Here is a 23,920-nt window from a genome sequence, read left to right as displayed (position 1 = left end):
GCGTCGGGGTGGTAGGCGCTGGTGATGAGGTCGTCGTCGTGGCGGTCGCAGCCGCGTGCGTGGCGGGCGATGCAGTCGAGGATCTCGGCGCGGTCTTTGAGGTATTGCACGTCGCGCCGCAGGGTCTCCAGGTCGTCGGTCATCAGGCGACCGCCTCTTCGCCGACGAGGGTGGTGCGGTGCATCAGCCGCCGTGAGGTGGGCTCGAAGGGCAGGGCGCGGTGCAGCATCCCGGTGTTGTCCCAGATGACCAGGTCACCGCGCCGCCACTGATGGCGTAGGACGAACCGTGGCTGGGTGGCCCAGTCCAGCAGCCGTTCCAGCAGCGCCCGGCCTTCCTCGCCGGGAAGTTCCACCACCTGGCCTGCGGTGGCGCCGACGAGCAGGGACTTGCGTCCGTTGCTGCGCGTCCAGACCAGCGGGTGGGTGCGGGAGGGCACCCGGTCCCAGGCGGCGCGTTCTTTGTCGGAAGGGTCGGGGTTGGCGCGCAGTTGTGCGGCGGCGAAGCTGTGCACGACGGTGAGTCTGTCGAGGCGTGCCTTCTCCGCCTCGGGCAGGGCCTGGTAGGCGAGGAAGGTGCTGGCGAATTCGGTGTCGCCGCCGGCCGGGTCGACCTCGCGGGCGGTGAGCAGCGTGGCCTTCTGCGGGATCTGGATGGTGGCGCCGTCGATGTGCCAGTGGAAGTTCCCGCGCCGGTAGCCCGCGAGGGTCGCGTTGGTCTTGGCGGGGTCGAGGGTGATCGTGTCGATCTCGGGGTGGCGGTGCTCGCTGGTCTTGGCGATTTCCGGTTCGCCGAGCAGGCGGGTGAACGCGACGAGGTCGTCGTCGCCGATGTCGAGCTCGCGGTAGATCACCACCCCGTGCTCGGTGAGGAGTTCCTGGCATCGGTCGGCGGCTTCCTGATGCACCAGCTGGTCGCCGGACGCGCCGGTGATCTCCATGCCGAACGGGCTGAGCGGGGTGAACGCAGCGGTCATCGCACCTCCAAGGTAGCTGTACGACCGTATAAGAATGCTTCGGCCACTTCAAGAGAGCGAGCTTCTCGTCAAATGCCGGCCGGGCCCGGACCTCCGTGGATGTAGAGGGTCTGACCGGAGCAGAAGCCGGAGGCGTCAGAGGCGAAGAACAGCGCGCCATAACCGATCTCGTCCGGTTCCTCGAGCCGGCCCGAGCCGTTGGCCATCGCGATGGACTCAGGGGCCAGTCCGTGCCGCGCGATCTGGGGCATGGCGAGCAGGCTCGCGATCATCAACCAGGGGTGACCGGCTCCACCGAGTCGAGGAACTCCTGGAACTCCTTGACCACTTCGGCGTGCGCGGACGCGATGCCGACGCCCTCCTCCAGCCGGATCAGCTTCGGGATCCCGGTCACCAGGAACAGCAACGTCCCTTGTGACAGAGGTCCGAGGGTGACGGGCCGCTTGCGGATCGCCTCGTCGAGCGCGTCGATCTGGAGCCGCCGCACCCGCTCGGTCCACTCGGTGATCTCCGCGCGGATCGACTTGCGGTGGTTGCCCAGCGCGAGGAACTCGGTGGTGAGCGCCGCCGCGGACTCGTCCCGGCTGTACTCCCACAGGACGTGCAATGGCTGGTCGGGCCGGGCGCGCAGGGCCTCGGCCAGCTTCTCCAGGTTCTGCTGCGATCGCCGCCGGATGGCCGCGACGAACACCTCGTCCTGGGTCGGGAAGTAGTACTGGACCAGCCCGGGAGTGACGCCGGCCTTGGCGGCGATGGCGCGATAGGTGACGCCGGCGTAGCCCGCCTCCAGCATCAACCGCTCGACGCAGTTGAGGATGAGATCCCGCGTCTTGGATGTCTCGGTGCCCACGCGCCGGGGGGATGCCATGCACGACCTCGCTCTCACGCTGCACCGACATTCTTGCAGACCGGCAGGTCACATCCGCTGAGCGGACGAGCGAGGCGCCAGCTGAAGGTCAGCGAATGGCACCCCTCTTCGGCGACGTGGCGTACCTCGTCGGCGCACAGTTGCGGGTCCCAGATCACCGGCAGCGCATCGGGAGACTCCTAGAGTCAGGGTCTCACTTGAGAGAATCAGCCTCTCATGTGAAAATCAAGCCCTCAGGCTGTACGTCTGTACAGGACGGTGCGCGCTGACCCGGCCTGCGATCGGCACCGAGGAGGCGATCGACATGAGCACGGAGATCCCTGACGACGACCGCAGGAAGAACCGGTACAGGTTCGACCGGCACGCGCCCGAGTACCGGCACAGGTTCGAGGCGATCACCCGGGAGATGCACGGCCGCTGCCCCATCGCCTGGTCGGACACCTACGGCGGGCATTGGGTGGCGGCCGGCAACCGCGAAGTGTTCGAGCTGGCCGCCCGTTCGGTCGAGTACCTGTCCAACGACCACGACGTCCGGAACGAGCGGCGCGGCTACAAAGGGATCACCATTCCCACGTCCGAGTTCGCGTCCCAGGGCGGGTTCCTGGAGATGGACCCGCCCGAGCAGCGCCATTACCGGCAGGCCCTCAATCCCTACCTGTCCCCGGCGGCCGTCCAGCGCTGGATCCCGCTGATCGACGAGGTCGTCCGCGCCTGCCTCGACGAGAAGATCGAGGACGGCCGCATCGACTTCGTCGAGGACCTGGCCAACGTGGTCCCCGCCGTGTTCACCCTCGCCATGATGGGGATCCCGCTCAAGAAATGGGCGCTGTACAACGAGCCGGCGCACGCGTCCATCTACACCCCACCGGACTCACCCGCGATGCACCGCGTCTTGGAAATGCTCATCGAGATGCACCAGGACCTGGTGGCCACCCTCGTGGAAATCCGCAAGAACCCACGTCCCGGGCTGGTCGACGCGCTCATCAACGCCGACATCAACGGCAAGAACCCGCCCGACCACGAACTCGTCGGCGTCCTCACCCTCCTCATCGGCGGCGGCTTCGACACCACCACCGCCCTGACCGCCCACGCCCTGGAATGGCTGTCGGAGAACCCTGCCGAACGGCAGCGCCTCAGCGACGAACGCGGCACCCTGCTGGACTCGGCGACCGAAGAGTTCCTCCGCTTCTACACCCCCGCTCCCGGGGACGGACGCACCATCTCCGCCGACTGCGAGGTCGCCGGCACTCGCTTCAAAGAAGGAGAGCGCCTGTGGCTGTCGTGGGCCATGGCGAACCGCGACCCGGCCGCGTTCCCCGACCCGCACACGATCCACCTGGCACGCACAGGCAACCGGCACGCCAGCTTCGGCCTCGGCATCCACCGCTGCATCGGCTCCAACGTCGCCCGCACCGTCTTCAAGCGAATGCTCACGCAGGTCCTCGACCGCATGCCCGACTTCGTCTGCCACCCCGAAGGCGCGGTGCACTACGAGACGATCGGCATCATCAACGGCATGCGCAACCTCCCGGCCACCTTCACCCCCGGCCCCAGACTCGGCCCAGGACTCGACGAAACCCTCGAAACCCTCCAACGCGCCTGCGACGAACAACGCCTCGCCGAACCCGTCACCAAACGCAAAGCGAAGGCCCGCCTCTGACCGTGCGGATATCAGCCTCCCCTCTCGCGCCAAGGGCAGCCAGCGGCCACGTGATGGTTTCGGTGTCTGTGCTGGCATGCCGCGACGAGCGCGAACGCAGCCCCGGCGTTGTGCAGGCGGGGACTCGGCGCTCGCTACGATCGCCGCCGCCGCATTCGCCGCACGCCACGGCGCCGCCCAGGGACCTCACAAACCGATGGCGGACTTGAACCCCATGTAGGAGCCGGCGCCCGGCCAGCCCAAGCGGGCCAGCTCAACGAACCGGTCACTGAACCCCAGCTCGCCGAGCTTGTCGATGGCCACGAACTCCACACCGCGGATCGGACGGGTGTCGGCGCCGCTCTCGACGTCGCCGACGCGGCCGCCGACGCGCTGGGCGGTGAAAGTCATGTGCACGACATGGGCGTCATCGCCGGGAAGGTGGTCGCACACGTACAGCAGCCGGCCCGGCACGACCTCGAGCCCGGTCTCCTCACGCACCTCACGGACGAGCGCGGCGCTCAGCGTCTCCCCGTGCTCGACCTTCCCGCCGGGCAGCGACCAGGACCGGCCGGTGCCGGTGTCCTGATCGAGCAGCAGGATCCGCCCGTCCTCGACGATCACGGCGGTGACCCGGACAGCGATTCGCGCACCCATGAGCGCACCGTACCGCCGCAGGTCACCCAGTGACCGGCGAACACGGCGAGGCCCTCGTGGTCGCGACGACGACCTGGGCACCCGCGTGTCGACCTGGTCCCCGTACGTCCCGAAATGCACACCTGCCGGTCGCCGACCGGCCCGGCAACGTGGAAGAGATCGCCACGCCCGGCCAGTTCCAGACGGCCATGGTGCCCGTACTGCGAGGCGTTCGCGAAACAGGCGCAGACCGCCTTATCGCCCACGTGGCACTTCCGCCAACCGCTCCCCGGCCTGACTCCGCTGACCGAGCCAAAGCCGATCTCACCCAGCACGACGATCTCACCCCGACGGCCCGCCGACCGGACGGCTTCCAGTCCCGGACACGACGGGATAGGGCAGGCGCAGCGACCAGAGGGCGGCACAGCGCCGTCCGATATCGGCCAGAGTGCGAGCAATCTCCCCATGCTGCTTGATGATCTTTTTGGCACGCCATTCATTCTTAGGAGGGCACGTGCGCGCTCGTATCCTCGCCGTCCTGCTCGTGGCCTTAGCGGCCCTGCTGGCCCCCGTGGGCTCCGCCAGCGCCGCGACGCCGCTGACGGCCACCCTCACCTGCGACGAGGCCACCGGCACGATCTCCGCCCGGCTGTCCGGCGCAGCTTTGACGATGGTCAAAGGCACCCCGGTCATCGTGGACTTCACCGTTGTGGCCGGCTCCTCGGTCACCACCGGGGGCACATCGGCTCAGGACCCGGACCTTGGCAAGCGGCTCGCCAGCGTCCCGACGACGATCGGATCCGACTGGACGGTCAACGTCAACGGCTACACCAAGGCCTGGAACCCCGCCGCCTATAGCTTCTTCACCGAAACCGTCCGGGTCACCTTCCGCACCGCCGACGGCACCCAGCAGTACACCGGCTACAGGGACGGCACCTGTACCTACGACACCAGAACCCATCTGACACTGACGTGCGATCCCAGCACCAACACATTCGCCGCGCGCCTAGAGGGCCAGAACTTCACTCCAGGACAGCAGCTCAAGGTGGAGTACTACAACACTCCCGTCTCCCAGGACACCGCAGATAGTCTCCGGTGGACCACCTCGGCCTACCTGGCCGCTCAGCAGAACTTCACGGCCGCGGACAACGGAAGCTGGGTCAACACGGCCTACACCCAAACGGTCTCGCCGCACTACTACCTGTCCTATGACGTAAGAGCCGAGGTGAAGGAGCAGACGACCAACCGGATCGTCGCCCGCGCCACCGCGTATTGCCTCTACACCGCCCCATGACCGCCGAGACCACGGCGCCTAGCGCGGCCGCACGCGCGGTCGGCTTCAGCCAACTCCTCCCAGGAATGCCATCCACTCCATCAGGGTGAGCGCGCCGTGGCTCCAACCCGCGACCGTCGGTTAGGGGCGGTTCAGCGGGGGACGGCCACCAGTGCCATCGGCAGGGCCGAACGCCGGAAGTCGACCAGGGGCCACAGCAACTGAAGCCGGCCGCCGTGTACGGCCAGTTCGTACCGCCCGCAGAAGTCCCGCCGGTAGCCGCCGGCCGACACCTTCTGGCAGGCGACCGGCCCGCCGTCCAAATTCAGGGCCAGGCGCAGGTCGAGCCCGGCCCGCGGCAGGAACGCGGCGAGCGAGGGCAGGGAGAAGTAGGCATCGCGGGTGGTTCCGACGATGATCCGTCCGGCACCGTCCTGCCCGAGGAAACTGCGGTTGGCCAGCCATCGCTCGTCGGTGCCTTCGGCCCGGCCGTGACCGTCGGCTCCCAGCAGCATCGGGTAGGAGACCATCGCCTGGCTTGTGCCGTCGATGGCCCGCCGCCAGTCGAGACCGGCCAGGTCGACCAGCCGGGCGCTGCCCGGGCCACCCGACCCGTCGGCCACGAACGCCCCGTGCGTGGCCTGGTAGGAAGCGGGACCGAGTCGGTGGCCATCGCTGACGACCGGGGTATCCGGGTGTCCGTGACGGCTGTAGTAGCTGCCGTTGACGACCAGCGATGCCCCGGTGGCCGCCATCCAGTCACCGACGTCCCGGTCGCCTGCCGGGCGATTGAGCACACGGAACCGGTAGTGGGCCGGGTCGATCCGGCTGAGCAGCAGGGCGTCCACGGGTTGCCCGCCCACCCGGACGGGCAACTCGGCGACTTCCAGCCCGGTGGCGACCTGGTGCCAGCGCACCGGCTCGGGTGTGTCAGGCGTGCGCCGCCCTGCCAGCGACAATCGGATCCCCGGGGACAGCCGGGAGTCATCCGGGCTGACGTCGCCCCAAACATTGGCGCCGCGGCGCAGCATGACGTTGACGGCGTACCAGCCGCCCTTCCCGTACGCGATCCCCACGACCACCGATGCGACCAGGACGGGAGAAAGGGCCAGCGCGGCAATCCATCGCCACCGCCACCGTCGCAGAACTCTGGTCCGGATCATGCGAATTATGATGCGTGCCGCTCACAGCCGGTTCAGCGCATGCCAAACGCGTCCGCTGCATTCCCGCTGCGTCATGCCGCCGTCAAGGCGATGAAGAGCCCCTTCGCTCTGCAGGATCCGCGTGGTGACCGACATGATCGAGGCACTGCCGCCCGTGTCGACCCCGCGGGCATGAACACGCTCCACACCAAGAAGTTCGTGACGCGGCTGTGGTTCCAGGACCGCTGACCGGCTCGCCCCGAACCTGCCGTGATCTCGACGAGCAGGCCGTGCGCGCCAAGGCCGCCTACGAGGAAGTGATCAGCTACCTGGGCGGGATGGCCGCCCAGCAGCTCTGAATCGAGTTTCGCTTGAGGGCCCTTGCTTCGCGGTCGCCGGCGGCTGCCCGCCCGGCGCGCCGCGTAGCCCGTTCGCCCGCGAAGCGGAATGCCCCCACAGCCCGAGGACTTTTGCCTACCGCCATAGATCCTGCAGGTCGCTGATGACTGTGCTCACCCAGAAGTACAGGCAGACCAGGACGAACACTCCGAAGGCGAGGAGTCCTCCGCCGAACAGCAAGAGGCTCAGATAGTCCTGCCATCCGACCTTCGCCATGACGCAACCAAAGTCGCAGTTGGGCGGCGGCTTCTCCTGCACCTCACCAAGCAGCCACCACCCGAGCGCGCACAAGAGACTGGTCGTCAACGGCCACCCAGCCAGCCGCAGGAAGGGGCTTCCATCTCGTCTGCGCCGTGTCATGCCGCCATCATTCTCAGGCGCCGGCCTGTCGCGCATCGACCTGAAGTCTGATCCGTGGGACGCCTGGCATAGCCGGTGGGTCCTCCTCAGAACGAGTTTAGGCGACGCTAAGCCGAACTCTTCGAGGCCGCTCGACGTGCCTATCGAAGATGTTGTGGCAATTCGTGTTGTTTCGGCCGATGGTGGACCCTGTACATCACGTGTATCTCGCATGTGATGCGGGGCATGTCCGATCGGGGTGATCGTCTATTGACTCTTCACATGGAACCTCTCGCCGGTGGCCAATGTCGCGATGCATTCCCAGTGATGGGGCCAGCCACTGGCTCGAGCCTCTAGTCGCTTTCGCTGCTTCTTTGGGAGCTCCAGATCCGGTGGAACGTCAATAGGGTCGTCGGAAGTGCTGACATATGGGTTGTAGACTCCAAGCTGCCACGTAGCAGAGCTTTGAGGTTCAAGGCGATGCGGTAGTTGCGGGCCTCGCTCGAAGAGGTACGGTCGGACCACGAACTGTTTATGACCTCGTATGTTGGTCTCCGGCCATGCGATGTGATCTGCGTCAATGAACTGCACGGAATCCACGTTGACCGCGGAGCGGCCCAGGTTTCGCACCGTGACGTGGTCGCCGGTCCTTGTGATCACTACTCGATGGCGGGACCGTTGCCAGGTCCAGACCTGCCAGATCAGCGACGCAATGCTTAGGGCCAAGGCAGCGAGAGCTATGGCGAGCTGCATGGCGGAACAGTAACCCACGGAGGCGTTCCTGCGACCCGCATATCAGTGTGGTGAAGGGTGTTCATGCCCGGTGAGCAGGAGGCGTTCTTCGAGGCATGTCCACGCGTTCGAGGTGCTGGTGAACCGTTCGGCAAGATCCATTACTGCAACCTCGAGGCCGCGGTCGCGCAGATCCTTGGGGTTCGCTGGAAGCGGGCAAGTCGTGCTCGGGCAGCGAATTGGGTTGCAACACGGGTTTCATCAAACCCCAGGCAGTTAACCCGCCGTACCCGTGACGCTTATGACCGGCTGGCGCTGGCATCGTTCGCCCGCGTGCTGCGGCCCGGCGGCTGGGCGGTCATCTCACTCGACTCCCCGGTGCCCGTCCGGGAGGGCGGCCGTTTCGACCAGGGGCTGGTCGGCGGCACTTGGACCGAGCTCGGCGTCGAGGACATCCTGCGTTTCTGGCGGCGCCCGCTGGGCGCGTTCGCCGATGCGGGCACGGAAAGCTGGAACGCCACCCGATGCGGCAGGCCGGGGGACCACCCGGACAATGATCACCAACGGTCACCGCCATCGGACGAGAACTGTGCTCATGCCCGCGAGCACCGCACCGGCACCGCGCGGACGGCGCCGGCGAGGTCCCGGACCAGCTGGCTCCGTCATCGTCGCGGCGCTGGTCCTTCCGCTCGCGGTGCTGTGGGCGCTGTTCCCCGCGAACTACGCGTCCCGGCCGGGGATCCAGTCGGAGACCGTTGCGTGGCAGGTGCACGGCGACACCGTCGTCCAGATCACCTGCGCGGTGGCCAAGCTCAAGGGTGAAACCGTCCGCTGCGTGGTGGATGCTTCGACACCGGGTTCGCCGTGATCCACCAGCACCCGGTCATCGTCCCCGCGGGGACGATGAGCCTGCGCCGGACCGAGACGCTGCCGACGCCGCACCGCGCCACCGGCGCCCGCATCCGCTCCTGCCGTTCCCTCAACCACTGCGAACCCACGCACGAGGCGGTGCAGCGGCACCCTTGGAATTCGTCGATGAGCACCGGGAGGATCGCGTGATCAAAGGTGACCTGGTCGGGCTGCGGGCCCGGCACGACGAGGACGTTCCGGTACTGCAGGCCGATCTGTACGACGATGTGCCGGTCCGCTCGCGCGCCGACTCCCGGCCCTGGCGGCCGGTTCCGCCCGGGTCCACCGCGTCGCCGTACGCGGTGTCCGGTCCCGCCGACGATGTGGCGTTCTTCTCGGTGGTGGAGTCGGAGTAGGGGGAACTGGCGGGGAGGCGCTGCTGTGGGGGATCGACGCCCACAACCGTTCGGCTCACCTGGGCCTGGCGCTGCGTCCGGCGTTCCGGGGCCGCGGGCTGGGCACCGACGTGGTGCGGGTCCTATGCCATTACGGCTTCGTCGTGTGCGGCCTGCACCGGCTCCAGATGGAGACGCTCGCCGACAACACCGCGATGCTGGCGGCCGCGGAGTCGGTCGGATTCGCGGTGGAGGGAACCCTCCGGCAGGCGGCCTGGGCCTACGGCGCGTTCGCCGACCAGACCGTCCTCGGCCTGCTCGCCGAGGACTGGCGCACGGACCCGCGACGGTCCTCGGAATGACCGTGGGCGCACGAGGCCGAAACGGCACGCGCGGCGGACGGGCGAACCGGTCATCGAGGCCGCCGACGTGCGGCTCGACCTGGGCGGCGGGCCGGTCCTGGTCGGGGTCGGCCTCCGCGTGGACCAGGGCGACGTCGTGGCCGTGCTCGGGGAGAACGGGTCGGACAAGTCGACGTTGCTGCGCTGCCTGGCGGGGCTGCAAGCCGGGGTGTCCGGCGACATCCGGGTGTTCGGGCGGCGGCCGGTGGACGCGGCGTGGTTCTGGCGCGACGTCGCGTGCGCCGCCGACGAGCCGGTCCGGTATTCGGGGCTGACCGTCCGCGAGCATCTGGAGATGATGCCGGCGATGCACGGCGGCGCGCGGATGCGGGTCGATGCGGCCTGGACCCGGCGTTCCGGGAGCTCCTCGCGGCGGCCGTGACCGGATCGCGGCGGACGGCGGCAGGGTCGTGATGACCACCCACGACCTTCCGCTCGTCGAGGCCACCGGCGCCCGTCCGATGATGCTGGAGGCGGCGTGAAGACCTGGTCGGACCGGTACACGGTACTCGGTGCGGCAATGGCACTGCTGCTGCTCGCCCCTGCCGGGGCCGCGGCGCTGGCGAGCGTCCCTCGGCAGGTCGAGGCGCCCCGGCGGGCGCCGGCATCGCGCTGGTCGCGCTGGCGTATGCGGGATACCTCGCGCTGGCACGGGCGTTCGGCCTGGTCGCCACGTCCGCGGCGGACGCGGCGTGGCTGGTGCTGTCGCCGTTGCCGCGTCGCCGTGTGCTGCGCAGGACGGTCATGGTCCTCGGAGTGGTGTCGGTGCTCGCCGGGCTGGTGGTCGCGCTAGGCCTGCCGTCGGCGACCGGCGTCCCAGGAAAACCGGCGCTCCGGCTGCTCGCCGCGGTGGTGCTGGGAACGTTGGCGTCCGCCGGGGGATGGCGGCCGCCGTCCTGGCGCAGGCGTCCTCCGCCTGGGACGGGTGGCTGGTGGCGGCGATCGTCGTCGTGGTAGTCCTCGCGGTGCTCGGGGCGGTCCACGGTGTTGCGACGCCGTCGCCGGCGGTGACGACCGCCGCCGCGAGCGCGTGCGCCGTCGCGGCGGCCGCGCTGGCCCGGCGGGCGTGGACGGCGCTCGAACGCATCCCCGCGCACCGCATCCTGGAGGCGTCGGCACGGACCGGCAACGTGGCGACCGCGGCGGTCGTCATGGATCCGGGCGCGCTGACCTGGATCATCGAGGACGCCCACACGGGTCCGGTCATCTGGGCGCTGACCGGCGCGGACCTGGCCTTACTCGGCTGCGCGTCTCTCCTGGCGGCGCTGGCGGGCCGCCCCGCCGTGCTCGGGCCGCTCCTGGTCGTCCAAGTACTGTTCGGGACGGCCGTCGCCGCCACCTTCCTGCTCACCGCCCGCCCCCGCCCGCACTGACGACGCGACCTAGGGGCTGCCACCTCGCACGCGAACACCACCGCGTTCAGCGTCGAACCCGCTGCGAAGCGCTCACCGTGGCAGCCCCGGCCAGCCCGGACGAGCCCGAGCCGCGAGAAGCCGGGACTTCGGACACGCTCAACGTGCTGGACGGACCGGCTCCGCCGGCGCGGGGCCCAGGGCGCGGATGGCGAAGTCGATCGCGGTGGCCAGCCGCTGCGGATCATGTCCGGCGCGTTCCCGGACCCGCAGTCCGAGCACCGTGGTGAACAGCAGTTCCACGGCGGCGTCGAGGTCGAGGTCGGTGGGCAGTTCGCCGTCGCGGCGTCCCTGATCCAGCAGTGCCCGCAGTGCCGACCGGGTGACCTCGAAGGCCGCCTCGGTCCGCGCGCTGACCTCGGTGTCCGTGGTGCCCAGTTCGGTGGCGGTGTTCACCACCAGGCAGCCTGGGCCGGGTTCGGCGTCGGCGGTGCAGCCCACCAGCCACAGCAGCCAGTCCCGTAGCGCGTCGCGGACCGGCCGGCCGGCGGTCGCCAGCCGTTCCCTGGCCTGGGCGGACTCGGTGGCGCGGTAGTGGTCGAGGGCGCGCAGGAACAGCGTGTGCTTGTCCTCGAACGTCCGGTAGAGGCTGCTGGGCGTGAGGTGGAGTTCGGCGCCCAGGTCGCGGACCGAGGTGGCGTTGTAGCCGCGACGCCAGAACAGGCCGGTCGCCTGGGCGACCGCCTCCCGCTCGTCGAACTGCCGAGGTCGTGCCATGCGCCCACCCTAACCGACTTGTGGAGCGATCGCTCCCATATTAGGGTCCGACACCGTATGGGAGCGATCGCTCTCAAATGAATGGCGTATGGAGGTAGACGTGACGACCACCGAGCAGACTGCCCGGGACGTCCGGCAGGAGCCGGAACCAAGCCGCTGGGCGGCCGTGGCCGCCGTGGCGCTGGGCACGTTCTTGCTGGTCACCGCCGAACAACTGCCCATCGGACTGCTCACCGACGTGGGCTCCGCGCTGCGGGTGTCCGAAGGCACCGCCGGACTGATGGTGACCGTGCCCAGCCTCGTCGCGGCGATCGCCGCCCCGGTGGTCCCGGCACTGGTCGGCCGGCTGGACCGGCGGCTGCTGCTCCTCGGCCTGATGGGATTGATGACGCTCGCCAACCTGGCGTCCGCACTAGCACCGGACTTCGCCGTACTGGTGTCGTCCCGGGTGCTGGTCGGGGTCGCGATCGGCGGGTTCTGGGCGGTCGCCGGCGGGCTGGCCGTCCGGCTGGTGAACCAGACGCACGTGCCGCGCGCCACCGCGATCATCTTCGGCGGGGTCGGCGCGGCGAACGTGTTCGGCGTGCCGATCGGCACGGTGATCGGCGGGCTGACCGGGTGGCGGATCGCGTTCACGACGCTCAGCGCGCTGGCGCTGGTCGCGCTGGCCGCACTGCTGACCGTGCTGCCGCCGCTGGCCGCGTCCCAGGTGATGAGCCCGCGCCTGCTGGCCCGGCAGCTGCGCGACCCCGGCGTCCGGGTCGGCATCCTGGCCACCTTCCTCCTGGTGACCGGTCATTTCGTGGCCTACACCTTCGTCAGCCCGGCCCTGCAGCGACTGTCCGGGATCGACGCGCGGCTGGTCGGGCCGCTGCTGTTCGGGTTCGGCGTCGCGGGCATGGCCGGCAACTTCGCCGCCGGCGCGGCACTGGCCCGCCGGACGCACCGCACCGTGCAGGTGATCACCCTGACCCTGGCCGTCGCGATGCCGCTGTTCCTGCTGCTGGGCCGGGGCACGGTCGGCGGCATCGCGCTGCTGATCGTGTGGGGCCTGGCCTACGGCGGGGTGTCGGTCGGACTGCAGACCTGGATGATCAAGGCCGCGCCGCGCGCGGTCGAGGCGGCCTCCGCGCTGTGGGTCGCGGTGTTCAACCTGTCGATCGGCCTGGGCGCGCTGGTCGGCGGCGTCATCCTCGACTCGCTGGGCCTGCCGGGCGTGCTGTGGATCGGCGGCGCCGCCGCTCTGGTCTCGGCACTGGCGGTGTGGACCGCACGAGGCAACGCCCACCTGCGGTAACCGCGACACCAGATGACGGTCGGGCAGATCCGGGGAACGCTGCGGCGCGGCGGCTCCCTATGATCAGCCCATGCCGCTCGGACACCTTGGTGTGAACGTTTCCGACCTGGCGGATGCGCGGGCTTACTACGGCGCCCTGCTGCCCCGGCTTGGTTTCGAGCTTGTCCATGACCGGGATGACGAGTTCGCCTTCGCTCCTGCACAGGGCAAGATCGGGACGTATCTCTTCTTCTATCCGGCTGTCGAGCCGGGCGGCTACTCCCGTCACCGCCCAGGACTTCAGCACCTGGCCTTCATGGTCAAGACACGTGCCGAAGTCCACGCCGCCCATGACTGGGCGGTACAGCGTGGTGCGACGGTATTGGAGGGCCCGCAGGCCTTCCCCCAGTACGGTCCGAACTATTTCGCGACCTTCTGGCTGGGACCGGACGACGTCATGCTCGAGGTCGTCTGCCACAAACCAGCGTGAAATGCCAGGCCAGGCGACCCACCCCGGTGTGGCCGGAGCGCGGCCTTGGGTGCAGGTCGGGCAGGTGGGCGGTCTCGTTGCCGGCGGCGGCTAGCCAGGGGCCCAGGCTCTGTTCGCACGCCCCACGGTGAGGATGCTGCCGCGAGCACGTGCGGGTGGATCCGTGTGTAGCTGAACCGGGCGCGGCGGGGCGCGTTCAGAAAGGACACTTCCTGAACGGGGTGATGATGTGGGCTGGCCGCGCAGGTCGGTGGGTGTTGGCGACATACGAGCAAATAACGAGCGAACGTGGCTGGGAGTTGGCACCCGTCAATTGGTGTCTTGGGACCGGCCGAAAACAGCTCACCAGATCCTCGGGCTCATGCAGATGCGGCAGGGAATGAGTTGAATGTGCGGCTCGGATCGAAGGCCTGCCTGTCGCCCTGCGTCCATTCCACTGGCACACCATGCAGGGCTGTGTCAGGTGTAGTAGCCGTCGATCGGGATTCGGGCCTCATTGAAGAGGGCGGGCCCATCCTGGGGGACGTGGGGAAAGCCGCCCTTCGGGTTGAGTTCGGCGTGCTGCTCGGCGGAGAGGGCGTAAACGACCCGGCCCAGGCCCGAGCGGTCGATGGCGCCGGTGCACATGCCGCAGGGTTGGCAGCTGGTGAACATCGTGGTGGTGGCGGCGGTGGCCGGATCGAGCTCGCGGGCCGCCCAGCGGGCCAGCTTCATCTCGGGGTGGGCGCTGATGTCCCGGTCGGCGCGCACCGTGTTGTGCTCCTCGATGAGGATGGCGCCATCAGGACCTGCCAGCAGCGATCCGTAGGGGGCGTGGCCGGCGGCGCGGGACGTGGCGGCGAGGTCGATGGCCCTGCGCAGCAGGCGTTCTTCGTCGGGTGTCATGGGTGCTCCTTGTGGTGGGCGGCCACGGTGGCGAGGGCCTGCCACGCGGCTTCGGGGCGGCGGGTCTCATCGGGGTCGCCGAGGTAAGGGTCGAGCAGGACGCTCTCGGCGCCCAGCATGCGCAGGTGCTCCAGGTCGGCCATCACCTGGTCGATCGTCCCTTCGCCCGCGCGGCGTTCGGCGAGGGGTTCGGCGGTGAGGCGCAGCACGATGCGGGGAGCCAGGGGCGGAGTCGGGCGGCCTTCGGCTGCGGCGATCGTCCTGAGCCGCTCCACCGCCTCGTCGAGCCAGGGCATGGTGAAGCGGAGCGGGTGCCACGCGTCCCCGAGGAGCACGGCGCGGCGGAGCGCGGCGTCGCTGCTGCCGCCCACCCAGATGGGGATCTGGCCGCTCCGGTAGTCGTCGGCGTCGTTCCAGGCGGACCTGAGGACGCGGAGGTGCTCGTCGGTGAGCCTGCCGCGGTCTTCGAAGGGGACGCCGAGCGCTTCGAACTCCTGCCGTGCCCAGCCGACGCCCACGCCGAGGACCAGCCGTCCGCCGCTGAGCCGGTCGAGGTTGGCGGCCATGCGGGCGACCAGCAGCGGATGCCGGTAGGGAGCGACCAACACCGTCGTCCCCAGCCGTACCCGGTGAGTGACGCCCGCGAGCCACGACAGCGTGGTGAAGGGTTCGTAGAAGGGGGCCGGGTACTGCTCGGCGACATCGGGCGTGACCGCGACGTGGTCGGAGACCATCAGCAGGTCGAAGCCGAGCCCCTCAACGGTCTGAGCCCAGCCGCGCAGCCTCTCCGGATCAGTGCCGGGCCCGAAGTTCGGGACGTTGACTCCAAGTTTCACGAGGTCAGGCTATCCAGCCGATCGGGCCTGCCTGAAGGGAGTCAGCCCGGCGTAGCCGCGTTCCGGCCGTGGATCTGACGGTATTTTGGCCTTGTGACCGAGAATCTTGATGAGACCGACTGGGCGATCCTCACCGAGTTGCAGCGCGACGGCCGCATCCCCCTCACCGAGCTGGGAAAGCGGGTCAGCCTCAGCGCCTCGGCCACCACCGAGCGGGTCAGGCGGATGGAGTCGGCGGGCGTCATCACCGGCTACCACGCCCGCGTCGACATGGCCAAGGCCGGGCTGCCGGTGTTGGCCGTCGTGCGCCTGAAGTATCCAGGCAACCGGCACACCCCGCTGCACCACCTCCTCCAGGAGCGCGAGGAGATCCTCGAATGCCTGCGGACCACCGGCGAAGACTGCTACGTGCTGAAGATCGCCGCGACCTCCATGGGGCATCTCGAGAAGGTCGTGGACGAGCTGCTGGAACTCGGCACCACCACCACCAACCTCGTCTACAGCGAGCCGCTCCCTTATCGCGGCCTGCCGGCCCATCCGGTCAAACCGTGAAATCCGCCGGGTCTCCGTCCCGGACATCGACCGCCGAGCGGTCAACCTCGCCCGGACCGCGGCTGAGCTTGAGCCGGGGCGTGAAGCCAGGAGCACGACGATGACCAATGGCGCCCACCCGCAACCCGAGCCGCAGCGGAGCGACTCGGGCGCTGGCCGGTGAAGTGGTCGACCTCGGTAGATGTCATTTCGACATCGGGTATGTCGGAGGCGGGTGAACCCCAGGTCACCCTCGACAAACACACCGCCAGTGAGATGACAGCCCTCGGGGCTCGTCAGAACCGTGAACGTCTTGTTGCGGCAGCACCTGGAACGACAGCGGCTTCGTTTCACCGACGGGGGACGGAGGGGCTTCGACGTGACTGGGTTCGTGGTGGACGATTCGTCGGATGGAGTCCAGGACCAGTTCTGGTTTGTAATCTTGCCGACCTGGGTGGTGGGCAGGGTGTCGACCACGTGGACCGAGCAGGGCGCCGCTGCGGGTTCGGGAGCGTCCTCGCGGGCCCACTGGTGCAGCTGGGCGGTGGCGGCCGTAGCGCCGGGCTCCAGTACGAGGTAGGCGACGGGGACCTCACCGGCGTGGGGGTCGGGTGCGCCGATCACCGCTGCGGCGCGCACGTCGCTGTGCGTCAGCAGCGACTCCTCGATGGGGCGGGGGTCGATGTTGTGGCCGCCGCGGATGATGAGGTCCTTGGCTCGGCCGGTGAGGTTGACGTAGCCGTCGGTGTCGACGCGACCGAGATCGCCGGTCATCAGCCATCCGTCGAAGATCTTTCCGGTCGGGTCGCGGACGGGGCCGTCGGGGCCGGGGCGCAGGCAGCCGGGGAAGACCGAGGGGCCCTTGATGGCCAGGACGCCGGGAGTGAATCGGCGCCACCCGAACGCCGGCCCGCAAACCACTCTTCAGCGGTACCCGCCGAGCGCGCTTGGCCCGGGGCACGGGCACATGCGTCGCAGCCCCGGACTGACCGGTGAGTGCGTGTGTGCTGGTCAGGGGTGGCGCGCCCGGCAGGATTCGAACCCGCGACCGTCGGTTTAGAAGACCGATGCTCTATCCAGCTGAGCTACGGGCGCTCGGCGGCCCGGCGGGACGCCGGGACACAGTGTAAGGCTGAGCGTCCTCCGGCTCCACATCCATAACGGTGCCACCAGGGGACGCGTCGGGACGGGGCGGTGGGCGAAGGGTCATATCTTGGGGTGCTGTGGCGGTGGACAGTGAGGTGCCGCTCTCCGGCGGGGACGTGACGGAGGGCGTGGTGCGGGTGGGGGACACGGTGCGCAGGCCGCTTCGGGCGCACAGCGCGGCGGTGCACGGGCTGCTGCGGCACCTGGAGGGGCCGGGTTCGACGGGGCGCCGCGGGTGCTCGGGGTGGACGGGCGCGGGCGGGAGATCCTCAGCTGGGTGCCGGGGGACGTCCCGCACCGGCCGCTGCCGGAGTACGCGGTGTCGGAGGACGCGCTGCGGGGCGTCGCGGTGCTGCTGCGGCGGTATCACGAGGCGGTGGTCTCGTACGGGGTGCCCGAGGACGGCTGGGATCGGGAGGCGTCCAATCTGGACGGGCCTCCGGAGCTGATCGGGCACTGCGATGTGACGCCGGAGAACGTGGTGTTCCGGGACGGGACGCCGGCGGCGTTGATCGACTTCGATCTGGCGCGGCCGACGACGCGGCTGTACGACGTGGTGACGGCGCTGCGGCACTGGGCGCCGATCGCCGATCCGGCGGACCGGGACGCGCTGCTCTACGGGGCGGACGTCGCGCGCCGGGTGCGGATCTTCTGCGACGCGTACGGGCTGGACCGGGAGCGGCGGCGGGAGGTGCTGCCGGCGGCGCGGGTGCGGTTCGAGCGGTCGTACGAGGCGATGCGGGCGAGGGCGGCCGGAGGCGGTGGCTGGGCGCGGATCTGGCAGGGTGGGGCGGGCCCGCGGATCCGGCGGGCGCAGGACTGGTTGGAGCGTCACTGGGATGAGCTTGATGCGCGGCTCTGCTGAGGGGCTGGTTCTTGGGGTGGCGCTGGACGCGCTTCTGGGGGATCCGCGGAGGGGGCATCCGGTCGCGGGGTTCGGGCGGCTGGCGTCGAGGTTCGAGCGGGTCGTTTATCGGGATTCGCGGGCGGCGGGCGTTGTTTATGCCGGGGTTCTGGTGGGCGGTGCCGTGGCTTCGGGGGTTCTGCTGGAGCGGGTGGCGCGGGGGCCTTTGAGGGTCGTGCTCACGGCGGCCGCGACGTGGGCTGTTCTGGGCGGGACGTCTTTGGGTCGTGAGGGGCTCGCCATGGAGCGGGTTCTGGAGGACGGCGATCTGGAGGCCGCGCGGGGGCGGCTTTCGCATTTGTGCGCGCGGGATCCCAAGGGATTGGACGAGGCGGCATTGGCGCGGGCGACCGTGGAATCGGTGGCGGAGAACACGTCGGATGCGGCCATCGCCCCGTTGGTCTGGGGGGCCGTGGGCGGTGTTCCGGGGCTGCTGGCGTATCGGGCCGTCAACACTCTGGACGCGATGGTCGGCTACCGGAATCCGCGCTATGAGCGGTTCGGGTGGGCGGCGGCGCGGTTGGACGATGTGGCGAACTGGGTTCCGGCGAGGCTGACCGGAATGCTCGTCGTCCTTTGCTCGGGACGGGACGCCTGGCGGGTTCTCAGGCGGGACGGCGGCAATCATCCGAGCCCAAATGCGGGACGGTGCGAGGCCGCGTTCGCGGGGGCGCTGGGTGTGAGGCTGGGCGGGACGAATTCGTACGGAGGCGCGGTGGAGCATCGGCCGGAAATGGGCGACGGGCGGGCTCCCGAGGTCCGCGATATAGGCAGGGCGGTGCGGTTGTCGGCGGCCGTGACGTTCGCGGCGGCGGCGCTGGTGTGGGGGCTGCGGTGAGCGGCGGTCTGCTGGTCGCGGGGACGACGTCCGACGCGGGGAAGAGCGTGGTGACCGCCGGGTTGTGCCGGTGGCTGGCGCGGCGGGGCGTGAAGGTGGCGCCGTTCAAGGCGCAGAACATGTCGCTGAATTCGATGGTGACGGCGGACGGCGCCGAGATCGGGCGGGCGCAGTACATGCAGGCGCAGGCGGCCGGGGTGGAGCCGCGCGCGGTGATGAACCCGGTGCTGCTGAAGCCGGGCAGCGACCGGCGCAGCCAGGTCGTGGTGCTGGGCAGGCCGGTCGCCGAGGTGGACGCGCTCCAGTACGGCGACCACAAGGAATGGCTGCGCGGCGTCGTGAAGGAGAGCCTGGACGAGCTCCGGAGCGAGTACGAGGTGGTGGTCTGCGAGGGCGCGGGAAGCCCGGCGGAGATCAACCTGCGGGCCGGGGACATCGTCAACATGGGGCTCGCGAGAATGGCGGACCTGCCGGTCGTCGTGGTCGGGGACATCGACCGGGGCGGAGTGTTCGCGTCGTTGTTCGGGACGGTCGCGCTGCTGGAGCCGGCCGACCAGGCGCTCATCGCGGGTTTCGTCATCAACAAGTTCCGGGGCGCGAAGGAATTGCTGGAGCCGGGGCTCGAGCAGTTGCGGCGGCTCACCGGGCGTCCCGTGCTGGGCGTGCTGCCGTGGACGCTCGGGCTTTACCTGGATTCCGAGGACACGCTCGCCCTGGACGCGCCGCGTCCGGACGCCGCCGCGCCTTTCGGGAGGCAGACGCTGCGGATCGCGGTCGTGCGGTTCCCGCGCATCTCGAATTTCACCGACATGGACGCGCTGGCGTGCGAGCCGGGCGTCGTGGTGCGCTATGCGGCCAGCGCCGGGGACCTCGCGGAGGCCGATCTCGTCGTGCTGCCGGGGACGCGGGCGACGGTCAGCGACCTGGCGTGGCTGCGCGAGCGCGGAATGGCGGACGAGATCGTGCGGCGGGCCCGGGAAGGGCGTCCGGTGCTCGGCATCTGCGGCGGTCACCAGATGCTCGCGAAGGAGATCGAGGACCGCGTGGAATCAGGGGCCGGGCTCGTCGAAGGGCTCGGCCTGCTCCCCGCGAGGGCCGTTTTCGAGAGCGACAAGACGCTCGGACGGCCGCGAGGAAGCGCCTATGGCGAGAACGTCGACGCCTACGAGATCCACCACGGCATCGTGTCCGTGGAAGGCGGCGAGCCTTTTCTCGACGGGTGCCGTGTGGGCGCCGTCTGGGGGACGACGTGGCATGGCGCCATGGAGAACGACGGATTCCGGCGGGCGTTCCTGAAGGACGTCGCGGAAACGGCCGGGCGCGATTTCACTCCGGCGCCGGACGTCGGGTTCGCCGCGTTGCGGGAGGCGACCTTCGACGCGCTCGGCGATCTCGTCGAGGAGCATCTCGACACCGACGCCGTGTGGCGGCTCATCGAGAAGGGCGCGCCGGGCGATCTGCCCGTGGTGCCGCCGGGCGGCGCACCGGTCATTTGACGAGTCCCTGTTCGCGCATCCAGTCGCGGGCGACGAGCACCGGGTCGTCGCCGTTCACGTCGACCTTGCTGTTGAGGTTCCGCATGACGGTCGTCGTCAGTCTCGGGCTGATCTTCGCGAAGAGGCCGGTGAGTTCGGGATGCGCGCGCAGCACCGAGTCGCGGACGGTGATGGCCGGGTTGTAGTTCGGGAAGAAGTGCTTGCTGTCGCCCAGAACGTGCAGGTGAAGAGCCTGGATGCGGCCGTCGGTGGTGAACACCTCGCCGAAGGTGCATTTCCCGCTCGACGTCGCGTTGTAGACGACGCCCGACGACATCTGCCGCACGTTCGTGGCGGGGACGCTCGACCCGTAGGACAGCCCGTACGCCTTGAGCATTCCGCGCAACCCGTCGTTGCGGGCGAAGAATTCGGGGTCGACGCAGAACGTCCGCTGCCCCGCCGGCACTTTCGCCATGTCGGACAGGTCGGTGAGCCCGAACCGTTTCTGGTTCGCGGTCGTGACGGCCATCGCATAGGTGTTGTTGAGCGGCGCCGGAGGCGCCAGCCATGCGATGTGGTTGCGTTTCATGTCCAGGTCGCGGACGGCCTCGAACTGCTTCTGCGGGTCCGGGATCGGGTTCTCCTGCCCGAGGTAGGTGATCCAGCCGGTGCCGGTGTACTCCCAGGCGAGGTCGTTGTCGCCGCTGGTGATGGACTTGCGGGCGGTGACGCTGCCCTGCACGTTGGTGTGGTCGACCGCGTTCGCGCCGGCGGCGGTGAGCGCCAGCACCGCGATCTTGCCGAGGATGATCTGCTCGGTGAACTCCTTCGAGGTGACGCGGATCGTCGCGTCCTTCAGGTCCGGGATGGGGCGGATGCCGGCGGGCTCGATGTGCGGGATGAACGCCGACGCCGGCTTGAGCCCGCACCCGGCGAGCGCGAGCACCGGCGCCAGCGCCGCCGCGAGGAGCCGCCGCCGCATCACAGCCCCTTCGGCGCCAGCAGCCGGGTCGCCATCCCGCCGAGCCAGTCGATGAGCAGCGCGAGCAGCGCGATGAGGACGCAGCCGGTCAGCAGCACCGGGGTGCGCTGCGTGCTGACGCCGCTGGTGATGAGGTCGCCGAGGCCGCCGCCGCTGATGAACGCGGCGATGCTGGCCGTCCCGACCATGAGCACGAGCGTGGTGCGGATCCCGGCGAGGATGACCGGCACGGCGAGGGGCAGCTCGACGCGGCGCAGCACCGTGCCCGGCGACATCCCGATGCCGCGCCCCGCGTCGGTGAGGGTCGGGTCGACCTGCTGGAGGCCGACCATGGTGTTGCGGAGCGCCGGCAGCACCCCGTAGGCGACGAGCGCGACGACGGCCGTCCAGAAGCCGATGCCCCAGATCACGGCGAGCAGCACGACCACGCCGATCGCGGGCGCGGACTGCCCGATGTTGGCGACCGCCAGCACGAACGGCGTCGCCGGACGTGCCCACGAGCGGCTCAGCAGGACGCCGAGCGGGATCGCGATCACCAGGACGGCGAGCGTCGACACGACGGTCAGCTCGATGTGCTCCCACGTCTTCTGCCCGACGTAGCGCGTCGCGAGGCTGCGCCGGGCGATGCTGTCGAGGTTCGAGTTCTCCACGTACAGCAGCCACGCGGCGCCGATCAGGACGATCGCGATCGGCTCCAGCCACGACCGCCAGGACCGCCCGGTCGGCGTGTGCAGCGACTCGCGCGGCTCGCCGGCGGCGCTCGGGTTCTCCGCTGGCGCCTCCCCGGACGGCGCCGCGGCGGCGGGCGGCGGGCCGCTCACGACGGCCGCCGCCGGGTCCGCGCGCGGTCCTTCATGTCCTTGATCGCGTTCTGCAGGGTGCCGAGGGTGACCGTGCCGCGGTAGACGCCGCGCGGCCCGACGACCGGCACCCACTCGTGCTCGATCTGGATCAGCGACTCGAGCGCCTGCTGGAGGGTGTCGCGGGCCCGGATCGGCGGCGCGACGGCCATGCCGCGCTCGCCGATCGGCCCGGTGACGCCCTCCACGTCCTCGGGGTGCGCCCACCGGACGGGACGGTCCCGCTCGTCCAGGACGATCGCGAAGCCGATCTCGCTTTCCTCGATCCGGCGCCGGACCTCCGCCGCGTCGTCGCCGGTCCGCGCCCGCGGCACGTCCTGCAGCGGGACGTCGGCGACCCGGCTGAACTGCAGCAGCCGCATCGCCTGCCCGCCGCCGAGGAACTGCTCGACGTACGCGTCGGCCGGGTTCAGCAGGATCTCCTGCGGCGTCGCGTACTGCGCGACCCGCGAGCCCTTGTCGAGGATCGCGATGCGGTCGCCGAGCTTGAGCGCCTCGTCGATGTCGTGCGTGACGAACACGATCGTCTTGCCGAGCTCCTCCTGGAGCCGCAGCAGCGAGTCCTGCAGGTTCCCGCGGGTGATCGGGTCGAGGGCGCCGAAGGGCTCGTCCATCAGCATGGCGGGCGGGTCAGCGCCGAGCGCGCGCGCGACGCCGACGCGCTGCTGCTGGCCGCCGGACAGCTCGCGCGGATACCGGTCGCGGTACTGCGCGGGGTCGAGGTCGACGAGTTCGAGCAGCTCGTCGACGCGCTCGGCGATCCGCTTCTTGTCCCACTTCAGCATCTGCGGGACGAGCCCGACGTTCGTCGCGACCGTCATGTGCGGGAACAGCCCGGCGTTCTGGATGACGTAGCCGATGTGCCGGCGCAGCTCCGTCGGGTCGAGGCCCATCGCGTCCCGCCCCGCCACGATGATCTTCCCGGAGGTCGGCTCGATCAGCCGGTTGATGAGCCGCATCATCGTGGTCTTGCCGCTGCCGGACGGGCCGAGCAGCACGACGATCTCGCCGCCGCGGATCGTCATCGTGACGTCGTCGACGGCGGGGGTGGCCTGCCCCGGATACCGCTTGGTGACGTTGATCAGCCGGATCCCGCCGCGCCCCGCGTCGTCCTCGGCGGCCGTCGCCGGGCCGCCGGCCTCCCGCACGCCGCCGGCCTCCCGCGCGCCGCCGTCAGACACGGACGCCCCGCGGGGTCGTCAGCCGTCCGATCAGCACGAAGCAGCCGTCGAACAGCAGCGCCAGGATGATGATCAGGACGGTCCCGGCGAGCGTCATGTTGATCGCGTTGGCGCCGCCCAGCCGGGCCAGCCCGGAGAAGATCTGCTCGCCGAGCCCCGGCCCGGACACGTACGCGGCGATCGCGCCGATCCCCATCGCGAGCTGCGTGCTCACCCGGACGCCGGTGAGGATCACCGGCCACGCGAGCGGCAGCTCGACGCGCAGCAGGATCGCGGTGCGGGTCATCCCGATGCCGCGCGCCGCGTCCACCAGCGTCCGGTCGACGCCGGCCAGCCCGACGATCGTGTTCCGCACGATCGGCAGCAGCGAGTACAGGGTCAGCGCGACGACGCTCGGCGCCACGCCGAGCCCGAGCGGCGTGATGAGCAGGCCGAGCAGCGCCAGCGACGGCACCGTGAAGATCACCCCGGCGGTGCTGGTGGCCACCGCGGACAGCCGTCCGCTGCGGTAGACGGCGAGCCCGATCAGCAGCCCGAGCACCAGCGCGGCCAGCACGCACTGGAACACCATGCTGGCGTGCTGCCACGTCTCGAACTGGAGCCGCTCGCGCCGGCTGTCCAGATACTCCCAGAAGTTCACGTCCCCTCCGCCGTGATCACTACCCACCGTCGCCGCACGATCACACCCACGTCACGCGGGGCAACCCGGCCCCTCTCGCACCCGTACTAAGCTCGACC

28 protein-coding genes, 1 tRNA gene and 1 pseudogene are annotated in these 23,920 nt (G+C 69.9%); 15 read left to right on the top strand and 15 right to left on the bottom strand.

The genetic code is table 11. The features are described 5' to 3' along the window. Positions 1–142: 142 nt before the first annotated feature. The 3 genes from AB0C78_RS41960 to AB0C78_RS41950 all read right to left on the bottom strand — a co-directional run bounded on the left by AB0C78_RS41960 (position 143) and on the right by AB0C78_RS41950 (position 1,826). The gene (locus tag AB0C78_RS41960) at positions 143–976 is read right to left on the bottom strand and encodes a TauD/TfdA family dioxygenase (protein WP_360759337.1); all 834 of its coding nucleotides are present in this window, start codon (positions 974–976) and stop codon (positions 143–145) included. A 68-nt stretch (positions 977–1,044) separates the two neighbouring features. Beyond that, entirely contained in the window at positions 1,045–1,248 is a 204-nt protein-coding gene (locus tag AB0C78_RS41955) for a hypothetical protein (RefSeq protein ID WP_360759334.1), read from the bottom strand. Then, entirely contained in the window at positions 1,248–1,826 is a 579-nt protein-coding gene (locus AB0C78_RS41950) for a TetR/AcrR family transcriptional regulator (RefSeq protein ID WP_225991437.1), read from the bottom strand. The genes AB0C78_RS41955 and AB0C78_RS41950 overlap by 1 nt, the downstream gene beginning before the upstream one ends. A gap of 322 nt (positions 1,827–2,148) precedes the next feature. On the opposite strand from AB0C78_RS41950, the gene AB0C78_RS41945 reads away from it, so the two are divergent. Beyond that, a complete protein-coding gene (locus tag AB0C78_RS41945) occupies positions 2,149–3,504 on the top strand; it encodes a cytochrome P450 (protein ID WP_360759331.1) in 1,356 nt (451 codons plus the stop codon). A 186-nt stretch (positions 3,505–3,690) separates the two neighbouring features. On the opposite strand, the gene AB0C78_RS41940 is transcribed toward AB0C78_RS41945, so the two are convergent. Continuing rightward, positions 3,691–4,140: an NUDIX hydrolase gene (locus AB0C78_RS41940; RefSeq protein ID WP_360759328.1), complete on the bottom strand. Its 450-nt coding sequence runs from the start codon at positions 4,138–4,140 to the stop codon at positions 3,691–3,693. Between the two features lie 493 nt (positions 4,141–4,633). Between AB0C78_RS41940 and AB0C78_RS41935 the strand changes: the two genes are divergently transcribed. Continuing rightward, the gene (locus AB0C78_RS41935) at positions 4,634–5,413 is read left to right on the top strand and encodes a hypothetical protein (RefSeq protein ID WP_360759325.1); all 780 of its coding nucleotides are present in this window, start codon (positions 4,634–4,636) and stop codon (positions 5,411–5,413) included. Positions 5,414–5,544: 131 nt separating this feature from the next. Here the strand turns inward: AB0C78_RS41935 and AB0C78_RS41930 are convergent, their stop codons facing one another. Beyond that, on the bottom strand, positions 5,545–6,555 hold the full coding sequence (locus tag AB0C78_RS41930) for a phosphodiester glycosidase family protein (RefSeq protein WP_360759322.1): 1,011 nt from the start codon (positions 6,553–6,555) through the stop codon (positions 5,545–5,547). Between the two features lie 209 nt (positions 6,556–6,764). Here AB0C78_RS41930 and AB0C78_RS41925 point away from each other — a divergent pair, with 209 nt between their 5' ends. Continuing rightward, on the top strand, positions 6,765–6,893 hold the full coding sequence (locus AB0C78_RS41925; RefSeq protein ID WP_360759319.1) for a hypothetical protein: 129 nt from the start codon (positions 6,765–6,767) through the stop codon (positions 6,891–6,893). A 115-nt stretch (positions 6,894–7,008) separates the two neighbouring features. Here the strand turns inward: AB0C78_RS41925 and AB0C78_RS41920 are convergent, their stop codons facing one another. Beyond that, positions 7,009–7,329 (bottom strand): hypothetical protein, encoded by a 321-nt coding sequence (locus AB0C78_RS41920; protein WP_360759316.1) that lies wholly within the window; start codon positions 7,327–7,329, stop codon positions 7,009–7,011. Positions 7,330–8,599: 1,270 nt separating this feature from the next. Between AB0C78_RS41920 and AB0C78_RS41915 the strand changes: the two genes are divergently transcribed. The 6 genes from AB0C78_RS41915 (at position 8,600) to AB0C78_RS41890 (ending at position 11,022) form a co-directional block, all read left to right on the top strand. Continuing rightward, on the top strand, positions 8,600–8,872 hold the full coding sequence (locus AB0C78_RS41915; protein ID WP_360759313.1) for a DUF4307 domain-containing protein: 273 nt from the start codon (positions 8,600–8,602) through the stop codon (positions 8,870–8,872). Next, a complete protein-coding gene (locus AB0C78_RS41910; RefSeq protein WP_360759310.1) occupies positions 8,869–9,063 on the top strand; it encodes a hypothetical protein in 195 nt (64 codons plus the stop codon). Before AB0C78_RS41915 ends, AB0C78_RS41910 begins: the two co-directional genes overlap by 4 nt. Beyond that, positions 9,060–9,269 (top strand): hypothetical protein, encoded by a 210-nt coding sequence (locus tag AB0C78_RS41905; protein ID WP_360759307.1) that lies wholly within the window; start codon positions 9,060–9,062, stop codon positions 9,267–9,269. The genes AB0C78_RS41910 and AB0C78_RS41905 overlap by 4 nt, the downstream gene beginning before the upstream one ends. Continuing rightward, the gene (locus tag AB0C78_RS41900; protein WP_360759340.1) at positions 9,173–9,610 is read left to right on the top strand and encodes a GNAT family protein; all 438 of its coding nucleotides are present in this window, start codon (positions 9,173–9,175) and stop codon (positions 9,608–9,610) included. The genes AB0C78_RS41905 and AB0C78_RS41900 overlap by 97 nt, the downstream gene beginning before the upstream one ends. Before the next feature lie 67 nt (positions 9,611–9,677). Beyond that, positions 9,678–10,031 (top strand): ATP-binding cassette domain-containing protein, encoded by a 354-nt coding sequence (locus AB0C78_RS41895; RefSeq protein WP_360759304.1) that lies wholly within the window; start codon positions 9,678–9,680, stop codon positions 10,029–10,031. A 499-nt stretch (positions 10,032–10,530) separates the two neighbouring features. Next, positions 10,531–11,022 carry a hypothetical protein gene (locus AB0C78_RS41890; protein ID WP_360759301.1) on the top strand — a complete coding sequence of 164 codons (492 nt, stop codon included), beginning with the start codon at positions 10,531–10,533 and terminating at the stop codon, positions 11,020–11,022. A gap of 138 nt (positions 11,023–11,160) precedes the next feature. On the opposite strand, the gene AB0C78_RS41885 is transcribed toward AB0C78_RS41890, so the two are convergent. Then, the gene (locus AB0C78_RS41885) at positions 11,161–11,778 is read right to left on the bottom strand and encodes a TetR/AcrR family transcriptional regulator (protein ID WP_360759298.1); all 618 of its coding nucleotides are present in this window, start codon (positions 11,776–11,778) and stop codon (positions 11,161–11,163) included. 100 nt (positions 11,779–11,878) lie between these two features. On the opposite strand from AB0C78_RS41885, the gene AB0C78_RS41880 reads away from it, so the two are divergent. Both AB0C78_RS41880 and AB0C78_RS41875 read left to right on the top strand, forming a co-directional pair. Then, the gene (locus AB0C78_RS41880) at positions 11,879–13,075 is read left to right on the top strand and encodes an MFS transporter (RefSeq protein WP_360759295.1); all 1,197 of its coding nucleotides are present in this window, start codon (positions 11,879–11,881) and stop codon (positions 13,073–13,075) included. A 70-nt stretch (positions 13,076–13,145) separates the two neighbouring features. Next, a complete protein-coding gene (locus AB0C78_RS41875; protein ID WP_360759292.1) occupies positions 13,146–13,544 on the top strand; it encodes a VOC family protein in 399 nt (132 codons plus the stop codon). 459 nt (positions 13,545–14,003) lie between these two features. On the opposite strand, the gene AB0C78_RS41870 is transcribed toward AB0C78_RS41875, so the two are convergent. Both AB0C78_RS41870 and AB0C78_RS41865 read right to left on the bottom strand, forming a co-directional pair. Continuing rightward, entirely contained in the window at positions 14,004–14,429 is a 426-nt protein-coding gene (locus AB0C78_RS41870; RefSeq protein ID WP_360759289.1) for a nucleoside deaminase, read from the bottom strand. Then, positions 14,426–15,265, bottom strand: coding sequence for a TIGR03619 family F420-dependent LLM class oxidoreductase (locus tag AB0C78_RS41865; protein ID WP_360759286.1), 840 nt, complete (start codon positions 15,263–15,265; stop codon positions 14,426–14,428). The genes AB0C78_RS41870 and AB0C78_RS41865 overlap by 4 nt, the downstream gene beginning before the upstream one ends. Before the next feature lie 93 nt (positions 15,266–15,358). Here AB0C78_RS41865 and AB0C78_RS41860 point away from each other — a divergent pair, with 93 nt between their 5' ends. Continuing rightward, positions 15,359–15,817 (top strand): Lrp/AsnC family transcriptional regulator, encoded by a 459-nt coding sequence (locus tag AB0C78_RS41860; RefSeq protein ID WP_360759283.1) that lies wholly within the window; start codon positions 15,359–15,361, stop codon positions 15,815–15,817. 480 nt (positions 15,818–16,297) lie between these two features. Here AB0C78_RS41860 and AB0C78_RS41855 read toward each other — a convergent pair. Beyond that, a pseudogene (locus tag AB0C78_RS41855) lies at positions 16,298–16,570 on the bottom strand (long-chain fatty acid--CoA ligase); the annotation flags it as partial. A gap of 244 nt (positions 16,571–16,814) precedes the next feature. Further along, positions 16,815–16,891, bottom strand: a tRNA-Arg gene (locus AB0C78_RS41850). A gap of 295 nt (positions 16,892–17,186) precedes the next feature. Between AB0C78_RS41850 and AB0C78_RS41845 the strand changes: the two genes are divergently transcribed. From AB0C78_RS41845 to AB0C78_RS41835, 3 genes are read left to right on the top strand one after another with little or no spacing between them, the layout of a single operon-like run. Next, positions 17,187–17,807, top strand: coding sequence for a phosphotransferase (locus AB0C78_RS41845; RefSeq protein ID WP_360759280.1), 621 nt, complete (start codon positions 17,187–17,189; stop codon positions 17,805–17,807). Beyond that, positions 17,782–18,684, top strand: coding sequence for a cobalamin biosynthesis protein (locus AB0C78_RS41840; RefSeq protein ID WP_360759277.1), 903 nt, complete (start codon positions 17,782–17,784; stop codon positions 18,682–18,684). Before AB0C78_RS41845 ends, AB0C78_RS41840 begins: the two co-directional genes overlap by 26 nt. Beyond that, on the top strand, positions 18,681–20,180 hold the full coding sequence (locus AB0C78_RS41835; RefSeq protein ID WP_360759275.1) for a cobyric acid synthase: 1,500 nt from the start codon (positions 18,681–18,683) through the stop codon (positions 20,178–20,180). Before AB0C78_RS41840 ends, AB0C78_RS41835 begins: the two co-directional genes overlap by 4 nt. Here AB0C78_RS41835 and AB0C78_RS41830 read toward each other — a convergent pair. From AB0C78_RS41830 to AB0C78_RS41815, 4 genes are read right to left on the bottom strand one after another with little or no spacing between them, the layout of a single operon-like run. Beyond that, positions 20,173–21,141 (bottom strand): glycine betaine ABC transporter substrate-binding protein, encoded by a 969-nt coding sequence (locus AB0C78_RS41830; RefSeq protein ID WP_360759272.1) that lies wholly within the window; start codon positions 21,139–21,141, stop codon positions 20,173–20,175. The genes AB0C78_RS41835 and AB0C78_RS41830 overlap by 8 nt on opposite strands. Further along, positions 21,141–21,962: an ABC transporter permease gene (locus tag AB0C78_RS41825; RefSeq protein ID WP_360759269.1), complete on the bottom strand. Its 822-nt coding sequence runs from the start codon at positions 21,960–21,962 to the stop codon at positions 21,141–21,143. The genes AB0C78_RS41830 and AB0C78_RS41825 overlap by 1 nt, the downstream gene beginning before the upstream one ends. Further along, a complete protein-coding gene (locus AB0C78_RS41820; RefSeq protein ID WP_360759266.1) occupies positions 21,959–23,182 on the bottom strand; it encodes a betaine/proline/choline family ABC transporter ATP-binding protein in 1,224 nt (407 codons plus the stop codon). Before AB0C78_RS41820 ends, AB0C78_RS41825 begins: the two co-directional genes overlap by 4 nt. Continuing rightward, positions 23,175–23,822: an ABC transporter permease gene (locus AB0C78_RS41815; RefSeq protein WP_151539204.1), complete on the bottom strand. Its 648-nt coding sequence runs from the start codon at positions 23,820–23,822 to the stop codon at positions 23,175–23,177. Before AB0C78_RS41815 ends, AB0C78_RS41820 begins: the two co-directional genes overlap by 8 nt. Between the last annotated feature and the right edge of the window lie 98 nt (positions 23,823–23,920).

Origin of the sequence: Actinomadura sp. NPDC048394, from assembly GCF_040651755.1 — a bacterium.
Lineage (GTDB): Bacteria > Actinomycetota > Actinomycetes > Streptosporangiales > Streptosporangiaceae > Spirillospora > Spirillospora montaniterrae.
Note: the sequence above shows the minus strand (reverse complement) of the source record. Positions and strands in the feature narration are given on the sequence as shown.

Bases quoted from the DNA above. Each gene is read 5' to 3' on its own strand.
- AB0C78_RS41960 (WP_360759337.1), bottom strand. From the start codon at position 976: ATGACCGCTGCGTTCACCCCGCTCAGCCCGTTCGGCATGGAGATCACC.
- AB0C78_RS41955 (WP_360759334.1), bottom strand. From the start codon at position 1,248: ATGATCGCGAGCCTGCTCGCCATGCCCCAGATCGCGCGGCACGGACTG.
- AB0C78_RS41945 (WP_360759331.1), top strand. From the start codon at position 2,149: ATGAGCACGGAGATCCCTGACGACGACCGCAGGAAGAACCGGTACAGG.
- AB0C78_RS41940 (WP_360759328.1), bottom strand. From the start codon at position 4,140: ATGGGTGCGCGAATCGCTGTCCGGGTCACCGCCGTGATCGTCGAGGAC.
- AB0C78_RS41930 (WP_360759322.1), bottom strand. From the start codon at position 6,555: ATGATCCGGACCAGAGTTCTGCGACGGTGGCGGTGGCGATGGATTGCC.
- AB0C78_RS41920 (WP_360759316.1), bottom strand. From the start codon at position 7,329: ATGCGCGACAGGCCGGCGCCTGAGAATGATGGCGGCATGACACGGCGC.
- AB0C78_RS41915 (WP_360759313.1), top strand. From the start codon at position 8,600: ATGCCCGCGAGCACCGCACCGGCACCGCGCGGACGGCGCCGGCGAGGT.
- AB0C78_RS41890 (WP_360759301.1), top strand. From the start codon at position 10,531: ATGGCGGCCGCCGTCCTGGCGCAGGCGTCCTCCGCCTGGGACGGGTGG.
- AB0C78_RS41885 (WP_360759298.1), bottom strand. From the start codon at position 11,778: ATGGCACGACCTCGGCAGTTCGACGAGCGGGAGGCGGTCGCCCAGGCG.
- AB0C78_RS41875 (WP_360759292.1), top strand. From the start codon at position 13,146: ATGCCGCTCGGACACCTTGGTGTGAACGTTTCCGACCTGGCGGATGCG.
- AB0C78_RS41870 (WP_360759289.1), bottom strand. From the start codon at position 14,429: ATGACACCCGACGAAGAACGCCTGCTGCGCAGGGCCATCGACCTCGCC.
- AB0C78_RS41840 (WP_360759277.1), top strand. From the start codon at position 17,782: ATGAGCTTGATGCGCGGCTCTGCTGAGGGGCTGGTTCTTGGGGTGGCG.
- AB0C78_RS41830 (WP_360759272.1), bottom strand. From the start codon at position 21,141: ATGCGGCGGCGGCTCCTCGCGGCGGCGCTGGCGCCGGTGCTCGCGCTC.